We start from the raw sequence: 17,254 nt of genomic DNA, 5'->3' as shown, positions 1-17,254 counted from the left end.
CCGGCCCTACTTCGCCCCGCCGGCGGGCTCCATCAGGATCAGCCGTTCCTCCGTCATGTCCCGGATGGCGTAGCGGGGGCCTTCGACCCCGTAGCCGCTGTCCTTGACGCCGCCATACGGCATCAGGTCGGCGCGCGTGCTCGACGTCGAGTTGATCACCACGCCGCCCATCCGGAGGGTCTTGGCGGCGGTGAGCGCGGTGTCGAGGTCCCGGGTGAAGATGCCCGCCTGCAGCCCGTACGGGGTGTCGTTCACCTTGTCGATCACGGTGTCGAGGTCGTCGAACGGGACGACCGACACGACGGGCGCGAACGCCTCCTCGCAGAGCAGCCGCGACTCCGGCGCGACGTCCACCAGGATCGTCGGGTTCATCACCGGGCCCGTCCGCCCGCCGCCGGTCACGATCCGGGCGCCCTGGTCGACGGCGGCGTTCACCCATTCCTCGGCGCGCTTCGCCGCGGCCTCGCTGATCATCGGGCCGATGTCGGTCGCCTGGTCCTCCGGGTCCCCGAGGACGAGCTTCGACGCAGCGGCGGACAGTTCGCCGAGGAATTCGTCCAGGACGGACGTGTGCACGTAGAGCCGCTGCACCGACGTGCACACCTGGCCCGACTTGCGGAACGCGCCGCGGGCGCACTGCTGCGCGGCGGACAGGACGTCGGCGTCCCGGCACACGATGGTCGCGGACACGTTGCCGCACTCCATCGTCGCCCGGCGCATGCCGAGCCGCGCGGAGATGGCCTTCCCGGCGGCGGTGCTGCCGGTGAAGGTGATGAAGTCGACGCGCTCGTCGTCCACCAGGGCCTGCCCGACCGGGTCGCCGGGGCCGAGCACCAGCCCGATCAGGCCGGGCGGCAGGCCCGCGTCCAGCAGCATCCGGCACAGCGCCGCCGCGGCGATCGGCGTGAACGGCGACGGCTTGACGATCGCCGCGTTCCCGGCGGCCAGCGCCGGCCCGATCTTGTGGGCGACGGTGTTCAGCGGCGAGTTGAACGGCGTGATCGCGCCTACCACGCCGACCGGCGTGCGGATCGTGAAGGCGAGCCGGTGCGCGAACCCGGGCGCGGCCTGGATCGGGACGACCTCGCCGTCGATCCGCTTCGCCTCCTCGGCGGACGTCAGCATCGTCTGCACCGCCCGGTCGGTGTCGCCCAGGCAGTCCTTGATGCTGAACCCGGACTCGCGCGCCACGTCCAGCGCGAGCTGCTCCCGATTCGCCGCTATCTGGTCGGCGACCGCCCGCAGGATCTCGAAGCGCTGCAGCGGGTTCAGCGGGGTGCGGCTCGCCTCCCGCGCGACGGTCACGGCGTCGGCCACCATGCCGGGCGTCGCGTCGTACGAGGTCGCGAGCGGCGCGCCGGTGAACTTGTGGTGCACCGTGCGTTCATGGTCGCTGCGCAGCCACTCCCCGTTGATCAGGTTCTCGACCGTGGGTAGCTCCGTCATGACTGCTGTCCTCTCGTCTCGTAGGCGCGTCCCGCCCTGAGCACGCGGGCGTCCTGGTGGCGGGGGCCCACCAGCTGGAGTCCGACCGGCAGTCCGGAACGCGTGCGGCCGCACGGCACGCTCAGCGCCGGTTGCCTGGTCATGTTGAACGGGTAGGTGTAGGGCGTCCACGACGCCCAGACCTGTGACTGCTCCGGGGTGGGTCCGTTCTGGCCCGCCGGGAACGCGACGCCCGGGACGGTCGGCGTGACCAGCACGTCGTACGACTCGTGGAACCGCGCCATCCGGAGGCCGAGATCGGCGCAGACGGCCATCGCGTCCAGGTACTCCACGGCGGTGATGCCGCGGCCCCGCTCCGCGTACTCCAGCAGCGCCGGGTCGACGCGGGCGAGGTCGTCCGGGCCGTAGGGGTTGAGCGTCCGCGCGACTCCGGCGCACCACAGCGTCTGGAACGCATCGACGGGATCGTCGAACAGCGGCTCGATCTCCGACACGTGCGCGCCCAGACCGGCCAGGACGCCGACCGCGTCGGCCACGAGAGACGCGACTTCCGGGTCGTTGCGGCCGTAGCCGAGATCGGGCGAGTAGCCGATGGTCAGGCCCTCGATGCCCGCTTCGATGCCGTCCGTGAACGAGCCGTCCTTGGCGGGCAGCGCCGCCCAGTCGCGGTGGTCGGGACGGCCGATCACGTCGAGCATGATGGCGGCGTCCAGCACCGACAGGGTGATCGGCCCGCGATGCGACAGCAGGCCGTTGCTGCCCGGCGGGTACGACGCGATCAGGTCGCCGGTCGGCTTGAAGCCGACCGTCCCGGTGAAGGACGCCGGCACCCGGACTGACCCGCCGCCGTCCGTGCCGACCGACCACGTGCCCATCCCCGCCGCGACCGCCGCCGCCGAGCCGCCGCTGGAACCGCCGGGCGTCAGCGCGGGGTCCAGCGGGTTCCTGGTGATCCCGAACCGGGGCGAGTCGGTGACGCCCTTCCACCCGAACTCCGGCGTCGTCGTCTTGCCGATGAGGACGGCGCCCGCCTCGCGGAGCCTGGCCACGCTCGGCGAGTCCTCCGGCCACGGGCCCGCGTCGTCCGCCAGCCAGGTGCCGCGCAGCGTCGGCCACCCGCGGGTCCGTTCGAGGTCCTTGACGGACGTGGGGACGCCGTCGGCGCGGCCGCGCTGCGTGCCGGCCGACCAGCGCGCCTCCGACTCGGCCGCCGCCTTCAGCGCGGCGTCGGCGTCGACCAGGACGAACGCGTTCAGCTCGGCGTCCCGCTCCTCGATCGCGGCCAGCGCGGCGCGGGTCGCCTCCACCGGCGACGTCTCGCGCCGCGCGTACGCACCGGCCAGCTCCGCGGCGGTCATGCCGGCCAGAGCGGTCATTCCAGCGAGATCCGACACGGCGGCCTCTACGCCGCCGACTCGAAGTCCGAGACGTCGATGTCGAACTCGGTCAGCGCGGCGACCTCGTCCGCGGTGAATCCCGGCGCCACGTATTCGAGCTTGAACGCGTCGCCGACGCGGCGCAGCACGCACAGATCGGTGACGACGATGTTGACGCAGTTGAGCCCGGTCAGCGGGTATTCGCACGAGTTGACGAGCTTCGGGTTCCCCTTGGAGTCGGAGTGCATCATCAGCACCATCACGTTGACGTCGCCCGCGACCAGGTCCATCGCGCCGCCGATGCCGCCGCCCACCATGTTCGGGGTGCTCCAGTTGGCGAGGTTGGCGTCGGCGTCCACCTGGAACGCCCCGAGCGCGACGAAGTCGACCTTGCCGCCGCGCACCATCTCGAAGGACGTCACGCTCTCGAAGAACGACGCGCCCTTCTCCAGATGCACGTACTGGCCGCCCGCGTTGTAGATCTCGGGGTCGTAGTCATCGCGCGACGCGATCGTCCCGTAGCCGAGCACGCCGTTCTCCGAATGCAGGACGATGTCGCGCCCGGAAATGTAGTCCGAGATGAGCGTCGGGATTCCGAGACCAAGGTTCATGTAGCTGCCGTTGGGCACGAGCCCGGCCGCGACCTCCGCCATCTGCTTGCGGGTCAGCGCCTTCTTGCCGTTGACCGTGCGGGCACTGTCGCCGCCGCGCCCCTCCCGCACCACCGGGAAGTCGTGCTCGACGTCGACCGTCTTGCGGACGACCCGGCTCACGAAAATGCCCGGCAGACCGATCCGCTCCGGGTGCAGTTCGCCGTCGACGATCTCGTCCACCTCGGCGATCGTGATCTCGGCGCCCTTGGCGAAGGCGGGCATGAAATTGCGTCCGACGCCGTCGAACTCCAGGTTCCCGAAACGGTCGGCGCGGGCGGCGCGGATCAGCGCGTAGTCGACCTTCAGCCCCATCTCCAGGACGTGCTCGACCCCGTTGATCACGCGGGTCTCCTTGCCGTCCGCCACGGCGGTGCCGACGGCGGTGCGGGTGAAGAACGCGCCGATCCCGGCGCCGCCCGCGCGCAGCCGCTCCACCAGCGTGCCCTGCGGCACCAGCTCAACCTCGATCTCGCCCGCGGCGATCTGCTTCTCGGCCGCCGACGTCGCCTCCCCCGCCCGCGCCGAGAACGACACGATCAACCGGTTGACCTGGCGGTTCTCAACGAGAGTGATCGAACGGTAGGGTCCTTCGCCGAGCGAGTTGGCCACCAGGCACAGCTGCCGGGCGCCCTGCTCCCGGAGGGCGACGGTCAGGCTCGTCGGGAAACTGTGGGTCTTGCCGAACCCGGCGATCGACACCGACGCGCCGTCCGGGACGTCGGCGACGGCCGCCAGCGGAGACTCGTACACCTTGTTGATGGTCATGACTGTCCCTTTTCGTTTGCGCTCTGCACCGGACGGAAGCGCGGCAGCGCGCTGCCGTTCCCGGTGTCCTCGAACACCACTTCCACCGCGTCTCCGATGGCGACCTTCTCGACGTCGCAGTCGACGATGTTGGTCATCACGCGGGGCCCTTCCTCCAGCTCCACGTAGGCGAGGACGTACGGCGTGACGCCCTTCCACTCGCCGCCTGCCCGGTGGACGACGCTGTAGGAGTAGACGGCGCCCCGCCCGCTGAACTCCTCCCACCGCGTGTTCGTGCTGTGGCAGAACGGGCAGATCGGCCGCGGGTACCAGATCGCCGACCCGCAGCCGTCGCAGCGGCGGCCGAGGAACGTCCCCTCGGTGGTCGCCTTCCAGAACTCCGCGGTGTCCGGGTTGACCACCGGCGCCGGCGCGGGCAGCACCGGGCTCCGTACCTCGCTCATGCGTCCCTTCCCAAGATCATCGTGGCGCTGCGCATCCGGGTGCCCAGGTCGCCGCCGTTGCCGTGCACCAGGGCGATCTCGCAGTCGGGGATCTGCACGCCCTGGTTCGCCTCGCCGCGGAGCTGCCGCACCGCCTCGATGGTCTTGGTGATCCCGCCGCGGTGCCCCGGATGGTTGTTGCTCAGCCCGCCGCCGTCGGTGTTGAACGGGAGCTTCCCGTGTGGGGCGACGAGCGTCCCGTCCATGACGAAGCGGCCGCCCTCGCCCTTCGCGCAGAAGCCGAGGTCCTCCAGGATCTCCAGGACGGTGATCGTGAAGCTGTCGTAGATCGACACGTAGTCGACGTCCTGTGGCGTGACCCCGGCTTGCTCGAACGCCCGCGGCCCGGACCACACCGCGCTCGTGTACGTCAGGTCGAGCTTGCCGCCGTTGGTCAGCTTCGCCGACTCGCCCTGGCCCATGATCCTCACCGGCTGCCGGTCCAGGCTGCGCGCGACCTCGCGGCTGACCACGACCACGGCGCCGCCGCCGTCCGTCACCACGCAGCAGTCGGCGCGGTGCAGCGGGTCGGCGACCATCGGCGAGTTGACGACGTCCTCGACCGTCATCACCTTCTGCAGGAAGGCGTTCGGGTTGTGGGACGCGTGCTTCGTCGCCGCGACCTTGATCTCGGCGAGCTGCTCGCTCGTCGTGCCGAACTCGTACATGTGCCGGCGGGCCGCCAGCGCGTAGGTGCTGACCAGCCCGGCGCCGGTGAACATCGCCATCTCGAAGTCGTCCTGCGGGGAGGCCGGACCGCCGCCGCCCGGCTGGATGCCCGTCCGCGGCTTGCCCGCGAGCGTGATCAGCGCGACGCTGCACTTGCCGGCCGCGATCGCCGCCGCCGCGTGCGACACGTGGTAGATCGGCGAGGCGCCGCCGCTCTCCGTCGAGTCCATGTAGGTGAGGTCGCGCAGGCCGAGGTACTCGGCCATCGTGACCCAGCCGCCGCCGTAGCCCGGCGCGTCGTGCCCGCAGAAGTAGCCGTCGACGTCGTCCAGCGTCAGCCCGGCGTCGGCGAGCGCCCCGATCGCCACCTCGGCGTGGATCTGCGCCAGCGACTTGTCCGGCAGCTCGCGGCCCGGATGTTCGTAGGCTCCGATGATGACGGCGGCATCGTTGGCATTCATGTGGATCCTCCCGGACGCGGGGACGGGAATTCGGCGGCTCGTGGGGCGGGCACGTCTGCGGTGCCCGGCACACGGCCATTGCGTATTTCGGCGTCGTGCTGGCCGAGGCGCGGGGCCGGGCTGGGCTGCGGCGGCTCGTAGCCGAACAGCCGCAGCGGGAACCCCTTCTGGCGGCGTGGTTCGTTGAGGAAGACCCGGCGGCGCCGAAAATGCGGATCCTCGGCGCGTTCGCGGGCGGACTGGACCGGCGCGGACGGTACGCCGGCCCGGGTCAGCTCGCGGACGCACTCTTCCTTCGAGCGCCGCCGGGTCCAGGCACTGATCGCGGCGTCGACCTCCCGGTGGTTCTCCTCCCACCGGGAGGCCGGTTCGCCCACCATGTGGTCTGCGCCGATGAGGGCCGCGAGTGCGGCGCGTTCGGTGTCCGTCCGGCAGGCGACGGCGATCCACTGGTCGTCGCCGTCGCACCGGTACACGTCGTGCGGCGTGCTGCCGGGACGCCGGTTGCCGGACGGCCCCGGAACGGTCCCGGTGTCGAGATGCTCGATGATGCGGTCGGCGAGCGTCCAGCTCACCAGCTCCCGCTGCGACACGTCGAGGTAGGTCCCGCGCAGGTCCTGGGCCGCGCAGTAGGCGATCAGCCCGGCGCCGAACAGGGAGACGATCTGGTCGGGATAGTTGATGTCGGCCGACGACCACATCGGGCGCTCCCCCGCGTAGCCCGTGACCGACGCGAGGCCGGACAGCAGGTCGAGGCTGGAGCCGTAGGACCGGGTGCCCGACTCGGGGCCCGACTGCCCCTGGCTGGACAGCGACAGGTAGATCAGCCGCGGGTTGACCTCGATCAGCGTCGGGAAGTCGATGCCGAGGCGGCGCGTGACGCCGACGGTGAAGTTCTCGATCAGCGCGTCGGACCGCGCGGCGAGCCGCCGGATCTCCGCCCGCCCGGCCTCGGTCTTCAGATCGAGCGTGATGCCGAGCTTGCCGGCGTTGTTCGACTCGAAGAGCGGCGACTCCTCCATGACCTCGGCGTCGCCCGCGCCGGGCACCGGCCACACGCGGAACGCGTCCGGCCGCTCCATCGCCTCGATCTTGATGACGGTGGCGCCGTAGTCGGCGAGCAGCCGGCCGGTGGCGGCGCCCGCCGTGATGGTGCCGAGGTCCAGGACGACGAGCCCGGCGAGCGGGGCCTTCTCGCGGCCGTTCGACGTACCGTCCATCGTGCGCGGGACGGGACGTGCGGCGCCGGTTCCGGCGTCGTCGGCCAGGCCCGGCGGGGGGCCGAAGCGCCACGGCAGGCCGACGACGGGCGCCAGGCTTCCGCCGCCGTCCGAGCAGAACGACCTCGCCTGGTACTGGGGGTCGGCGGCGAGGTCGGCCAGGTCGGCGCAATAGCCGAACGGCAGGCCGAGGCGCTGCGCGGCGTGGTAGATCTCCCGCTTGCTGCGCTGCGCGGCCCACCGCTCGACGGCCGGCCACCAGAGGTCGACGAGCTCGAAGCGCGCCTTGTCGCCGCGCAGCCTGGGGTCTTCGAGCGCCGGATCGCCGACGAGCGTGACGACGCTGTCCCACTGCTCCGGCTGGAAGATGAACCCGACCCAGCCGTCGGCGGCCTCGACCGTCCGCCAGCGCCCGATGCTCGTGCCCGTCCGGACGGGGATCTGGCCGGTCTCGGTGTAGACGATGTCGCTCTTCCAGTCGATGTACGCGGCCACGTCGCAGAGCGCGACGTCCACGACGTCGCCGTCCGGACGCCGCAGCGCGAGCATCGCCCCGTAGAAGGCCACGAACGCGGCGGCGTGCGCCGTCTGCTCGCCGCCGAGGCTCAGCGGCCGCCGGTCCGGCTCGCCGACCATCGCGGCCAGGCCGCCGTAGCACTCGGCGAGCAGGCTGTCGCCGTAGGCGTCGGAGCGCGGGTCGGTCGCGCCGTAGGGCGTGATCGTGACGACGACCAGCCGCGGGTGCGCGGCGCGCAGGCGGGCCGGTGACAGATCGAGCTCCGCCGCCCTGCGCGGACCGGCATCGATGATCAGGACGTCGGCCGCCGCGAGCAGCTCCGCCATGCGGGCGCGGCCTTCCGGGGCGCCCGGGTCGAGCCGGACGCTCCGCTTGTCGGCGTTCAGCGCGGCGAACGTGTAGCTCAGGCCATTGGCGTCGACCGGCTCGCGCGTGCGCAGCGGATCGCCGCCGGGCGGTTCGCACTTGGTCACGGTGTGGCCGAGGCCGGCGAGCAGCCGCCCGCAGACCTGGCCGGCCACGCCGTCGGCGAGCTCGACCACCCGGAGAACCCTGCCGGTCGCGGTGCCTCCCCCGGCGCCGTCTGGACGGTTCATCGCGCGCCGTCGCCGGTCCGGCCGACCGCCATCCGGTGCGTCGCGTGCGGATCGTCCAGCACGTCCGTGCGCGCCGCGATCTGGTGCCGCACGTCCTCGCCGTATTCGAGGGCCTTCGTCCAGTCCGAGATGTACATGGGGATCTCGTGGAGGGCGCGCTTCGCCCACGACAGCGTCACCGCGTTGTGCCGGGCGACGCGCCGGGCGAGGTCGAGCGCGGCGGACTGGAGCTCGGCGGCCGGGACGGCGAGGTTCACCAGCCCCCATTCCGCCGCCGTCGCGCCCGTGATCCGGTCGGCGGTCAGCACCATCCACGCGGCGCGCTTCGCCCCGAGCCGCAGTTGCGTGGACGGGCCCGCGAGCCCCGGGTACAGGCCGAAGCCGACCTCGGGCATCCCGATCGGCGCGTCGTCGGCGGCGACGGCGAGGTCGCTCGAATTGATGAGGGTCAGCCCGCCGCCGAGCGCGAATCCGTTGACGGCCGCGATGACGATCGCCGAGTGCTGCCGGATGCGCTCCTGGACGGTGAGCCAGCTCGTCCGGCGTCCCGCGCCGCGGCGGTCGCTGTCGATGTCCTCCTCGGCGGACTCCTTGAGGTCGACGCCCGCGCAGAAGGCCGGGCCCGCGCCGGTGAGGACGATCACCCGGACGTGCCCGTCGCAGCGGTCCAGCACGTCCAGCAGTGCCGCTCTGGCGGCCCGGCTCATCGCGTTCCGCTTCTCGGGCCGGTTCAGGGTGATGCGGGCGACGCCGTCGGACAGGTCCTCGTACCGGACGAGATCATGGTCAGCGATCGGATCCATTTGAATTCAACCTCACATGCCTGCGGCTGCGCCGGTGTTGAACTGTGGAATGACCCGTCCGCCGGGACTCGGCCGGAACACCGCGTGCACCGGCTGGTCGAGGCGCAATTCCTCGGACGGTTCGTCGGCCAGCGTGCTGATCACGAGCGGGCCCTCGGTCAGCCGCACATAGACGAGCCGGTAGGGGACCTCGTCGGCGAAGGCGGCGAAGTACTTCTGGTGCATCGTGCACCACGACCAGATGGTCCCGGTGCCGCTCACCGCCTCCCAGGAGGCCGAGCTGGAAAGGCACTCCGGGCAGAGCGGCCCGTCCGGGAAGCGGTACCGCCCGCATTCCGTGCATTTCTGGAGGCGGAGCTCGCCGGCGGCGCAGCCGTCCCAGAACGGCTTGTTGCGCGGGGTGATGTCCGGCAAGAGTTTCGCGTAGGCCGCGACGTCCATCGGCTAGCCCCCTTCTAGTCGGCCACGAAGATGTGCGAAGTCACGATGGGAGAGACGCACATGTACTGCACGGTGTTGCAGTTCTCGACCTGCCGGTCGCCGGCCTCGCCGCGCACCTGCCGCACCGCTTCCACATGGAATGCGAAACCCTGCATGTAGCTCTCGCTCGTGTGGCCGCCCGAAGTGTTCAGCGGACGTTTCCCGCCGAGCTCGATCCGGCCGTCCCGGATCCATTCCCAGGAATGGCCGCGAGGCGCGTGGCCGAAGCCCTCCAGGGTGAAGAGGATCGTCGGGAGGAAGTTGTCGTACACCTGCATGCAGTCGATCTGGTCCGGGCCGATTCCCGCGCTCCGGTAGAGCTGGTCGGCCACGGCCTTGCTGGTCTCGAAGTAGAAGTCGGGACTGATGTAGCTGCGGCTCAGCTCGGCCCGGCCCGCCGTGGCCAAGACCCGTACGGGCTTCTTCCGCATGTCGCGGGCACGGTCGAGCGACGTCACGATGAACGCGACGGCGCCGTCGTTGATGATGCAGTAGTCCAGCAAGCGCAGCGGCTCGGCGATGAACCGCGACGACAGGTAATCGTCGAGGTCGATCTCCTTCTGGAACACCGCGATCGGATTGCGGGCCCCGTTCGCGCGATTGTTGATGGCGAGCGGCGCGAGCGCGTCCTCCGGGGCTCCGTACATGGCCTGGTACCGCTGGTACATCATCGACACGTAGGCGCCCGTGGACGTCATTCCGTACATCGCGTCGTAAGCACCGGCCGGGTCGGCGTCCCCGCCGCCGTACTTCGTGCCCGCCGTCCTGCCGTTCGTCCCGTACACGCAGGCGACCATGTCCGCCATGCCCGAGCGGATGAGCGCGCACGCCTCCTGCAAGGAGACGCCGGCCATCCGGCCGGTGCCCTCAAGGTCATGGACGAATCCCGGCGCGGTGAGCCCGACCGTCTCTCCGAACTGGCCGTACTTGATATTGGTGCAGATCAGTCCGTCGATGTCCTGCTGGGTGGCGCCGCAGTCGTCCAGGGCGTCCCTGAACGCCTCCGCGGCGAGTTGGTACACATCGTTCGGCTGGCTCTTGTCCGCGTACAGCCGCCGGAAGTCCGACGACCCGACGCCGACGATTGCCACATCCTTCATGGCCATGGCGATATCACCCTTGTGCTCGTGCCGACGTGGCTCTGGGCCACCGGAGTTGCGCTATGACTTCGGGTGTTTTTTCTCGAGGATTTCCACAGCTTCAAGGGCCGCCTTCGCGGCCGCCCGGACATGGCGATGCGCTGCCTCGGCCGCGCGCTCGGGCGAGCGGGCGGCGATCGCCTCGGCGATTTCGAGGTATTCCTTCGCGGACGCCTCGTGCCGGCCGGGAATGGTCACCGAAAGGCTGCGCAGCGCGTGGATCCGCGTGTGCAGGGGCTCCAGCATGGATTTCAGCAGCGAGTTGCGGGCCCCCGCGAGGAGCAGCTCGTCGAATTCGTATATGGCCTGGAGCCGCTGGTCGCCGGTCTCGCGCGGCTGGACCTTCTCCACGAGCGCGGCGACCTCCTCGTCCGTCGCGCGCAGGACGAACAGCTCCGCCGCGGCGGGCTCCAGCGCGTCGCGCACCTCGTAGATCTCCCGGACCTCGTCGCTGCCGAGCCGGGCCACGCGGACGCCGCGGCTCGGCGACGGCTCCACGAGCCCCAGGGTCTGCAGGTGCCGCATAGCCTCCCGCACGGACGTCCGGCTCACACCGGTCAGCTCGACGAGTTCGCGCTCGGTGAGCTGACGGCCGGGCGGGAGCAGCCCCGCGGCGATCGCGTCGCGTATTCGCCGCACGACCATCTCCGGGACGGATTCGGCGGGCCGGTCGATCGTCAGGTCGAGCTTCGGGTCGGTCACGGCAGTCCTTTACTTTTGTCTGACGTACTACAGATTACGTCTGCCAGTGTTCGTCGGTCAACGTGGGTCAGGTCACGGGAAAAGCTTTCTCACGGCGCCGCCGCGACACGGTTCGGCTCGAGATCGTTCAGCGGCGAGCCCGCCAGCGTGGGACCGCTCGTCTGCAGATGGCACGCGACCTCCCCACCGCCCTCCACGGCGGTGTGCTCGGGCACCTGCTGCTTGCAGACGTCCATGACGAACCTGCACCGCGTCTGGAAGGGGCATCCCACCGGCGGCTTGGCCGGGTCGGGGAGGTCCCCCTCCAGGACGATCCGCTCCGACTCCCGGCGCGGGTCGGGGATCGCCGACAGCAGCGCCTGGGTGTACGGGTGCGCCGGCGCGCTGTAGACCCGCTCCGCCGGGCCGGTCTCCACGATCCGGCCGAGGTACATGACCCCGACCCGGTGCGAGATGTGCCGGACGATCGCCAGGTCGTGCGCGATGAAAAGGTACGTCAGCTTGAACTCCGCCCGCAGCCGCTCCAGCAGGTTGATCACCTGGTTCTGGGTGGACACGTCCAGCGCGGACACGGCCTCGTCGCAGACGACGAACCGCGGGTTCAGCGCGATCGCCCGCGCGATGGCCAGCCGCTGCCGCTGCCCGCCGGAGAACTCGTACGGATACCGGTCGGCGTAGCTCGCCCGGAGCCCGACCATCTCGATCAGCTCGTGCACGCGGGTGCGCGCCGCCCGCGCCGAGAGCTTCTCGTGGACGACGAGCGGTTCCGCGATGCTCGCCGCCACCGTGGACGACGGATCCAGCGACGAGTACGGATCCTGGAACACCATCTGCATGCTGCGCCGCGCCTTGCGCAAGGCGCCGCCGTGCAGGGCCGTGACATCATGCCCGGCCACCCTGATGGATCCGCTCACCGTCGGCACCAGCTTCAGCAGCGCCCGCCCGGTCGTCGACTTGCCCGACCCCGACTCACCGACCAGCCCGAACGTCTCGCCCTGGTCGATGTGGAAGGTGACGTCGTTGACCGCGCGCACCTGCCGCGCCGCCGCCAGCGTCCGCCTCTTCCGGAACACCACGCTGACGTCGCGCACGTCGACGAGCGGCCCGCTCTCCGGCACCGGCCCCGGTTCCGTTTCCGAGGGGCCGGTCTTCTTGATGCTCATGGGGAACCCACCAAACGCAACTGCTCGGTTCGGCAGCAGCGGGCGCTGCGGCCTGCCTCGACGATCCGGAGCGCGGGCGGGGCGGCCACGCACTCGTCGCTCGTGTATCCGCACCGGGGGCTGAACCTGCAGCCCTCCGGCATCCGCCAGGGCTCCGGGGTGCGGCCGGGGATCGTCGGCAGCTCCTTCCCGCGAACCCCCAGATGCGGCATGGCGCTCAGCAGCCCCGCCGTATACGGATGTTTCGGCGCGTTGTACAGGTCGAGCGCGGACGCGGTCTCCACCACTTCGCCCGCGTACATCACGACGACCCGGTCGGCCAGCTCGACGACAAGCCCGAGGTCATGGGTGATGAAGAGGATGCCGCAGCCCGTCTCATCGCGGAGCCGTGAGAGCAACGCGACGATCTGCGCCTGGACGGTCACGTCGAGGGCGGTGGCCGGCTCGTCCGCGATGAGCAGCTTCGGCTCGCACGCCAGCGCCATCGCGATCATGGCCCGCTGCCGCATCCCGCCGGAGAACTCGTGCGGGTAGTCCTTGACGCGGCTGCCCGCGTCCGGGATCCCGACGAGGTCGAGCATCTCCGCCGCGCGGGCGAACGCGGCGCGCCGCGAGCCGCCCTTGTGGCGCCGGTAGACCTCGGCGATCTGGTCGCCGATGGTGAACGCAGGGTTCAGGCTCGTCATCGGCTCCTGGAAGATCATCGAGATCTCGTTGCCGCGGATGTCGCGCAGCGCCCGCGCGGGCATGCCGATCAGGTCGCGGCCCCGGTAGAGCACCCGGCCGGACGGGGTGCGCGCATAGGCGTCCGGGAGCAGCCGCAGCACCGACAGGCTCGTGACGCTCTTGCCCGAGCCGGACTCGCCGACCAGGCCCACGATCTCGCCGGGCCCGACGTCGAACGACACGCCCGCGACGACGTTCGTCCACCCGCGGTCGGTCAGGAAGTCGACGTGGAGGTCCTCGATCTGCAACAGCGTGTCGCCGTCGTACTTCTCCGTCATCAGGCCTTCCTCGTTTCCCGGCCGAAGGCGTCCCGGAGGCCGTCGCCGACAAGGTTGAAGCACAGCGTCGCGATCGCGATCGCGATCCCGGGATAGACGGCGAGCGACGGCTGGCTGCGCATCTCCTGGAACGCCTGCCCGAGCATGCTCCCCCAGCTCGCCGTCGGCGGCAGGGCGCCGAGGCCCAGCAGGCTGATCGTCACCTCGGCCAGCAGCGCGGACGCGAGCAGGAACGACAGCTGGACGAGCGCCGCCGGCAGGATGTTCGGCAGCACCCGTCTCCGCAGGATCATCAGGTGCGGCGTCCCGATGCTGGTCGACGCCTCGATGTAGACCTCGCGGCGGACCTCGATGGTGCTGCCGCGGACGACCCGGTACATGCGCGGCGCGTACACGATGCCGAGGGACACCATCGCCGTCGTGAGCCCCGGCCCGACCGCCGCGATGATCGCGATGGTCAGGACGATCGCGGGGAACGACATCAGCACGTCCGCGGCCCGGTCCAGCAGCCAGTCGACGATCCCGCCGAAGTAGCCGCCGGCGAGCCCGAGCGGCAGGCCGATGAGCGTCGCGATCAGGACGGCGAGCCCGGCCGCCGCGAGCGACACCCGTCCGCCGTGCATGAGGCGGGTCAGCGTGTCGCGTCCCAGCGTGTCGGTGCCGAGCCAGTGCTCCGGGGTCGGGCCGGACAGCCGGTCGCTGATGTCGACCTCCGCCGGCCCGTACGGGGCGATGAGCGGCGCCGCCGCGGTCACGATGATGATCAGGAGCAGCAGCGCGCAGCCGACGACGGCCGACCTGTTGGCCCGGAACCGGCGGAGGGTGGCGCGCCCGCGGGAGACGTGCCCGCCGAGGTCGGCGCCGTCCTCGACCGGCGCGGTGACCGCCTTGCGGACGTCCACGCTCTCACTTCGAGTCATGACACTTTGACCTTCGGATTGAAGTAGCCGTACGACAGGTCGACCGCCAGGTTCACGAGCATGATCAGCACGGCGGTGATCAGCAGGATGCCCTGCACCATCGGGAAGTCCCGGGAGAACACCGAGAAGTAGGCCAGCTTCCCGACGCCGGGCAGCGCGAACAGCTGCTCGATGACGACGGTCGCCCCGATCAGCCGGTTCGCCTCGACGCCGAACGCCGTGACGACGGGGACGGCGGCGTTCTTCATCACGTGCTTGAACGCCACCCGCCTCGGGTGGAGCCCTTTCGCCTTGGCCGTCCGGATGTAGTCCTCCTGCATCACCGAGGTCACCGCCGCGCGGGTCTGCCGCGCGACGACGGCCGTCGGGACGGTCGCCAGCGACACGGCCGGTAGAAGCAGGTGGCTGAACCAGTCCAGCGGGCTCTCGGAGAACGGCACGTAGCCGACGGCCGGGAGCGTCCGCATCTGGATGGCGAAGATCAGCACGAGCATCATGCCGACCCAGAAGTACGGCAGCGCCATGAACGCGCTCGCGGTGACGGTCGACACCCGGTCCACCCAGCTGCCCGGCCGCAGCCCGGCGGCCAGCCCGAGGGCCAGCCCCACGACCGCCGCGATGACCAGCGTGAGGACGACCAGCGAGAGCGTCACCGGGAACCCGGCCGCGACCGCCGACCAGACGCTCTGGTCGTCGACGAACGAGTTGCCCAGGTCTCCGTGCAGGACGTCCGTCAGCCAGTTCCAGTACTGGATCAGGAACGGCTCGTCCAGGCCGAGCTCCTCGCGGATCGCCTGGATCCGCTCGGGCGTCGGGTTGCTCCCGGCCAGCGCCACCTCGGGGCCGCCCGGCACCAACGCGATGAGGCTGTAGATCAGGAAGCTGACGATGACCAGCAACGGGATCATCGCCAGGAGTCGCACGCACAGCAACCGCAGCACGCCGATCCCTCCTTTCTGGCTGAGCGGGTCCCAGCCGGCCCCGTGCTCCGGCTGGAACCCGCTCCGCTATCGGCGGGCCGTCACTTCTTGACCGCGACGCCCCGGAACTGGCGGGACCCGTCCACGTAGACCTCCACGCCCATGATCTTCTTGTTCATGGCCAGCGGCGTGTTGAGGTGGCACAGCGTGATCGGCTGGGCCGCGTCGTCGTGGGCCGCCTTGAACAGCTGCTGGTAGATGCTCTTGGCGGCGTTCCGGTCCTTCGCGCCCTTGGCCTTGGTCGCCAGGTCGGTGATCGCCGGGTTGGAGTAGCCGCCCGGGTTGCTGAACCCGTCGGGCATGTAGTACGAGGCGACCTGGATGCTCGGGTCGGCGTCGGCCTTCTGCTGCACCATGATCGCGTCGACGTTCTTGTTCACCGAGAAGCCCTCCATCAGCTTGGGCAGCTCGACCGGACGGATCGTCATCTTGACGCCGACCTCCTGGAGGTTCGCCTGGATCAGCTCCGCGACCCGCTGGTAGGCGTCGAGGTTGTCCGTCTCAAGCGTGAACGAGAGGTCCTTCACGCCCGCCTTGGCGAGCAGTTCCTTCGCCTTTCCGGGGTCGTGCTTGTAGGCGTCCGGAGTCAGCGACGGATCGGACGCGTAGTAGGAGGACGGGAACATCTGCACTCCGGGCTGGCAGAAACCGCCCTGCAGCTCGTTGATCGCGTCCCGGTTGATCGCGTAGTTCAGCGCCTGGCGGACCTCCTTCTTGTCGAACGGAGGCTTCGCGGTGTTCACCGCGATCGTGAAGCTCGCCAGGCTCGGCTTCTGGCACACGACGAGATTCGCGTCCTTGGCCGGCTGGTACATGCTGGACCGCAGGAAGGTCGTGTCCGCCGTTCCGGTAATGGTCGCGTTCAGCCGCGCGTTGTCATTGCTGGAGATCAGGAACACCATTTTGGCGACGTTGACCGCCTTGGGGTCCCAGTATCCGGGGACCGGCGTGTACTCGACCTTGGTGTTGGGCTCGTAGGCGGTGACCTTGAAGGCGCCCGACCCGCCGGTGGGCTTGCTCGCCTGGCCCGGGTCGTCGAACACCTTCGGGCTCATCATCATGCCGGCCGAGCTGGAGAGGATGCCGATGAGCGGCGCCGCGCCGCTCTTCGTCTTCACCTTCACCGTGGACGCGTCGACGACGTCGACCCCCGTGACGTCGTTCAGCGCCTGCTTGTTGAAGCTCTTGCCGCTCCGGTGCCGGTCGATGTTCGCCTTGACGGACTCGGCGTCGAACGCGGTCCCGTCGTGGTATTTCCAGTTCTCGATGAGATTCAGCGTCAGGCTCTTGCCGCCGTCGCCGACCTCCCATTTCTTCGCCAGCATCGGCGTCGGCTCGCCGTTGGCGTCGATGCGGATCAGCGTGTCGTAGACCGGATACAGGTACATCCAGCTGTTGCTGGTGGTGATCTTGTCCGGGTCGAAGCTCGTGTTGGCGACGCTGTACATCCAGGTGAACGTCGCGCTCTTGTCGATCGCGGCCTCGTCGACGGGCGGGCACGCGACATTCTGCTTCGGTTTGGCCGCACCCCCGCCGCCGCCGCTCGGATCATCGTTGTCGGCGCTGCACGCGCTCGCGATCATCAGGAATGTTGCGGCAGCCGCAACGAAGAGCTGTTTCCGCATCTGGGGGTCCTCCGAGCCAGAATGTGGTGTTGGTGAGACGGGCTTTGTCCTCGCCCTCCGGTGAAGCAGTGGGTGGACGTCCGGAAAAGGCGGGCCCGATCGCTCGCAGGGTTCGCTGCGTTCGGAGGGGACGGGCCCGGAGTCGGTGGTCGCAGGGTTCCTGCGCGGGGCTGCCTGGGTAGGTCCGTACTGCCAGTTCGTACTTTGTCTGATGAATGAGAACATACGTATGCTTGCCAGTCAAGGTACGTTC

General features: G+C 70.1%; 15 protein-coding genes. All 15 read right to left on the bottom strand.

From position 1 onward, the window contains the following. Positions 1 to 6: 6 nt before the first annotated feature. On the bottom strand, positions 7 to 1,446 hold the full coding sequence (locus E1287_RS12405; RefSeq protein WP_131965047.1) for an aldehyde dehydrogenase family protein: 1,440 nt from the start codon (positions 1,444 to 1,446) through the stop codon (positions 7 to 9). Further along, on the bottom strand, positions 1,443 to 2,822 hold the full coding sequence (locus E1287_RS12400) for an amidase (protein WP_131965046.1): 1,380 nt from the start codon (positions 2,820 to 2,822) through the stop codon (positions 1,443 to 1,445). Before E1287_RS12400 ends, E1287_RS12405 begins: the two co-directional genes overlap by 4 nt. Positions 2,823 to 2,848: 26 nt before the next feature. After that, positions 2,849 to 4,240 (bottom strand): 3-oxoacid CoA-transferase subunit A, encoded by a 1,392-nt coding sequence (locus E1287_RS12395; RefSeq protein ID WP_207934164.1) that lies wholly within the window; start codon positions 4,238 to 4,240, stop codon positions 2,849 to 2,851. After that, positions 4,237 to 4,683, bottom strand: a complete 447-nt coding sequence (locus E1287_RS12390; protein WP_131965045.1) for a Zn-ribbon domain-containing OB-fold protein — start codon at positions 4,681 to 4,683, stop codon at positions 4,237 to 4,239. The genes E1287_RS12395 and E1287_RS12390 overlap by 4 nt, the downstream gene beginning before the upstream one ends. Further along, positions 4,680 to 5,852, bottom strand: coding sequence for a thiolase domain-containing protein (locus tag E1287_RS12385; RefSeq protein WP_131965044.1), 1,173 nt, complete (start codon positions 5,850 to 5,852; stop codon positions 4,680 to 4,682). The genes E1287_RS12390 and E1287_RS12385 overlap by 4 nt, the downstream gene beginning before the upstream one ends. Next, entirely contained in the window at positions 5,849 to 8,185 is a 2,337-nt protein-coding gene (locus tag E1287_RS12380) for a CoA transferase (protein ID WP_131965043.1), read from the bottom strand. Before E1287_RS12380 ends, E1287_RS12385 begins: the two co-directional genes overlap by 4 nt. After that, the gene (locus E1287_RS12375) at positions 8,182 to 8,988 is read right to left on the bottom strand and encodes an enoyl-CoA hydratase/isomerase family protein (RefSeq protein ID WP_131965042.1); all 807 of its coding nucleotides are present in this window, start codon (positions 8,986 to 8,988) and stop codon (positions 8,182 to 8,184) included. The genes E1287_RS12380 and E1287_RS12375 overlap by 4 nt, the downstream gene beginning before the upstream one ends. 12 nt (positions 8,989 to 9,000) lie before the next feature. Then, a complete protein-coding gene (locus E1287_RS12370) occupies positions 9,001 to 9,429 on the bottom strand; it encodes an OB-fold domain-containing protein (RefSeq protein ID WP_131965041.1) in 429 nt (142 codons plus the stop codon). A gap of 14 nt (positions 9,430 to 9,443) precedes the next feature. Further along, positions 9,444 to 10,568 carry a thiolase family protein gene (locus E1287_RS12365; RefSeq protein ID WP_131965040.1) on the bottom strand — a complete coding sequence of 375 codons (1,125 nt, stop codon included), beginning with the start codon at positions 10,566 to 10,568 and terminating at the stop codon, positions 9,444 to 9,446. A 60-nt stretch (positions 10,569 to 10,628) separates the two neighbouring features. Further along, on the bottom strand, positions 10,629 to 11,309 hold the full coding sequence (locus tag E1287_RS12360; protein WP_131965039.1) for a GntR family transcriptional regulator: 681 nt from the start codon (positions 11,307 to 11,309) through the stop codon (positions 10,629 to 10,631). Between the two features lie 89 nt (positions 11,310 to 11,398). Then, positions 11,399 to 12,472: an ABC transporter ATP-binding protein gene (locus tag E1287_RS12355; RefSeq protein ID WP_131965038.1), complete on the bottom strand. Its 1,074-nt coding sequence runs from the start codon at positions 12,470 to 12,472 to the stop codon at positions 11,399 to 11,401. Beyond that, positions 12,469 to 13,476 carry an ABC transporter ATP-binding protein gene (locus E1287_RS12350; protein WP_131965037.1) on the bottom strand — a complete coding sequence of 336 codons (1,008 nt, stop codon included), beginning with the start codon at positions 13,474 to 13,476 and terminating at the stop codon, positions 12,469 to 12,471. The genes E1287_RS12355 and E1287_RS12350 overlap by 4 nt, the downstream gene beginning before the upstream one ends. Beyond that, complete coding sequence (locus E1287_RS12345) at positions 13,476 to 14,396, bottom strand: ABC transporter permease (RefSeq protein ID WP_131965036.1); 921 nt, start codon at positions 14,394 to 14,396, stop codon at positions 13,476 to 13,478. The genes E1287_RS12350 and E1287_RS12345 overlap by 1 nt, the downstream gene beginning before the upstream one ends. Beyond that, on the bottom strand, positions 14,393 to 15,337 hold the full coding sequence (locus E1287_RS12340; protein WP_131965035.1) for an ABC transporter permease: 945 nt from the start codon (positions 15,335 to 15,337) through the stop codon (positions 14,393 to 14,395). Before E1287_RS12340 ends, E1287_RS12345 begins: the two co-directional genes overlap by 4 nt. An 80-nt stretch (positions 15,338 to 15,417) precedes the next feature. Further along, positions 15,418 to 17,001, bottom strand: a complete 1,584-nt coding sequence (locus tag E1287_RS12335) for an ABC transporter substrate-binding protein (RefSeq protein ID WP_165968973.1) — start codon at positions 16,999 to 17,001, stop codon at positions 15,418 to 15,420. Positions 17,002 to 17,254: the final 253 nt, after the last annotated feature.

This window comes from Actinomadura sp. KC06 (genome assembly GCF_004348735.1).
In the GTDB taxonomy this organism is placed as follows: domain Bacteria; phylum Actinomycetota; class Actinomycetes; order Streptosporangiales; family Streptosporangiaceae; genus Spirillospora.
Note: the sequence above shows the minus strand (reverse complement) of the source record. Positions and strands in the feature narration are given on the sequence as shown.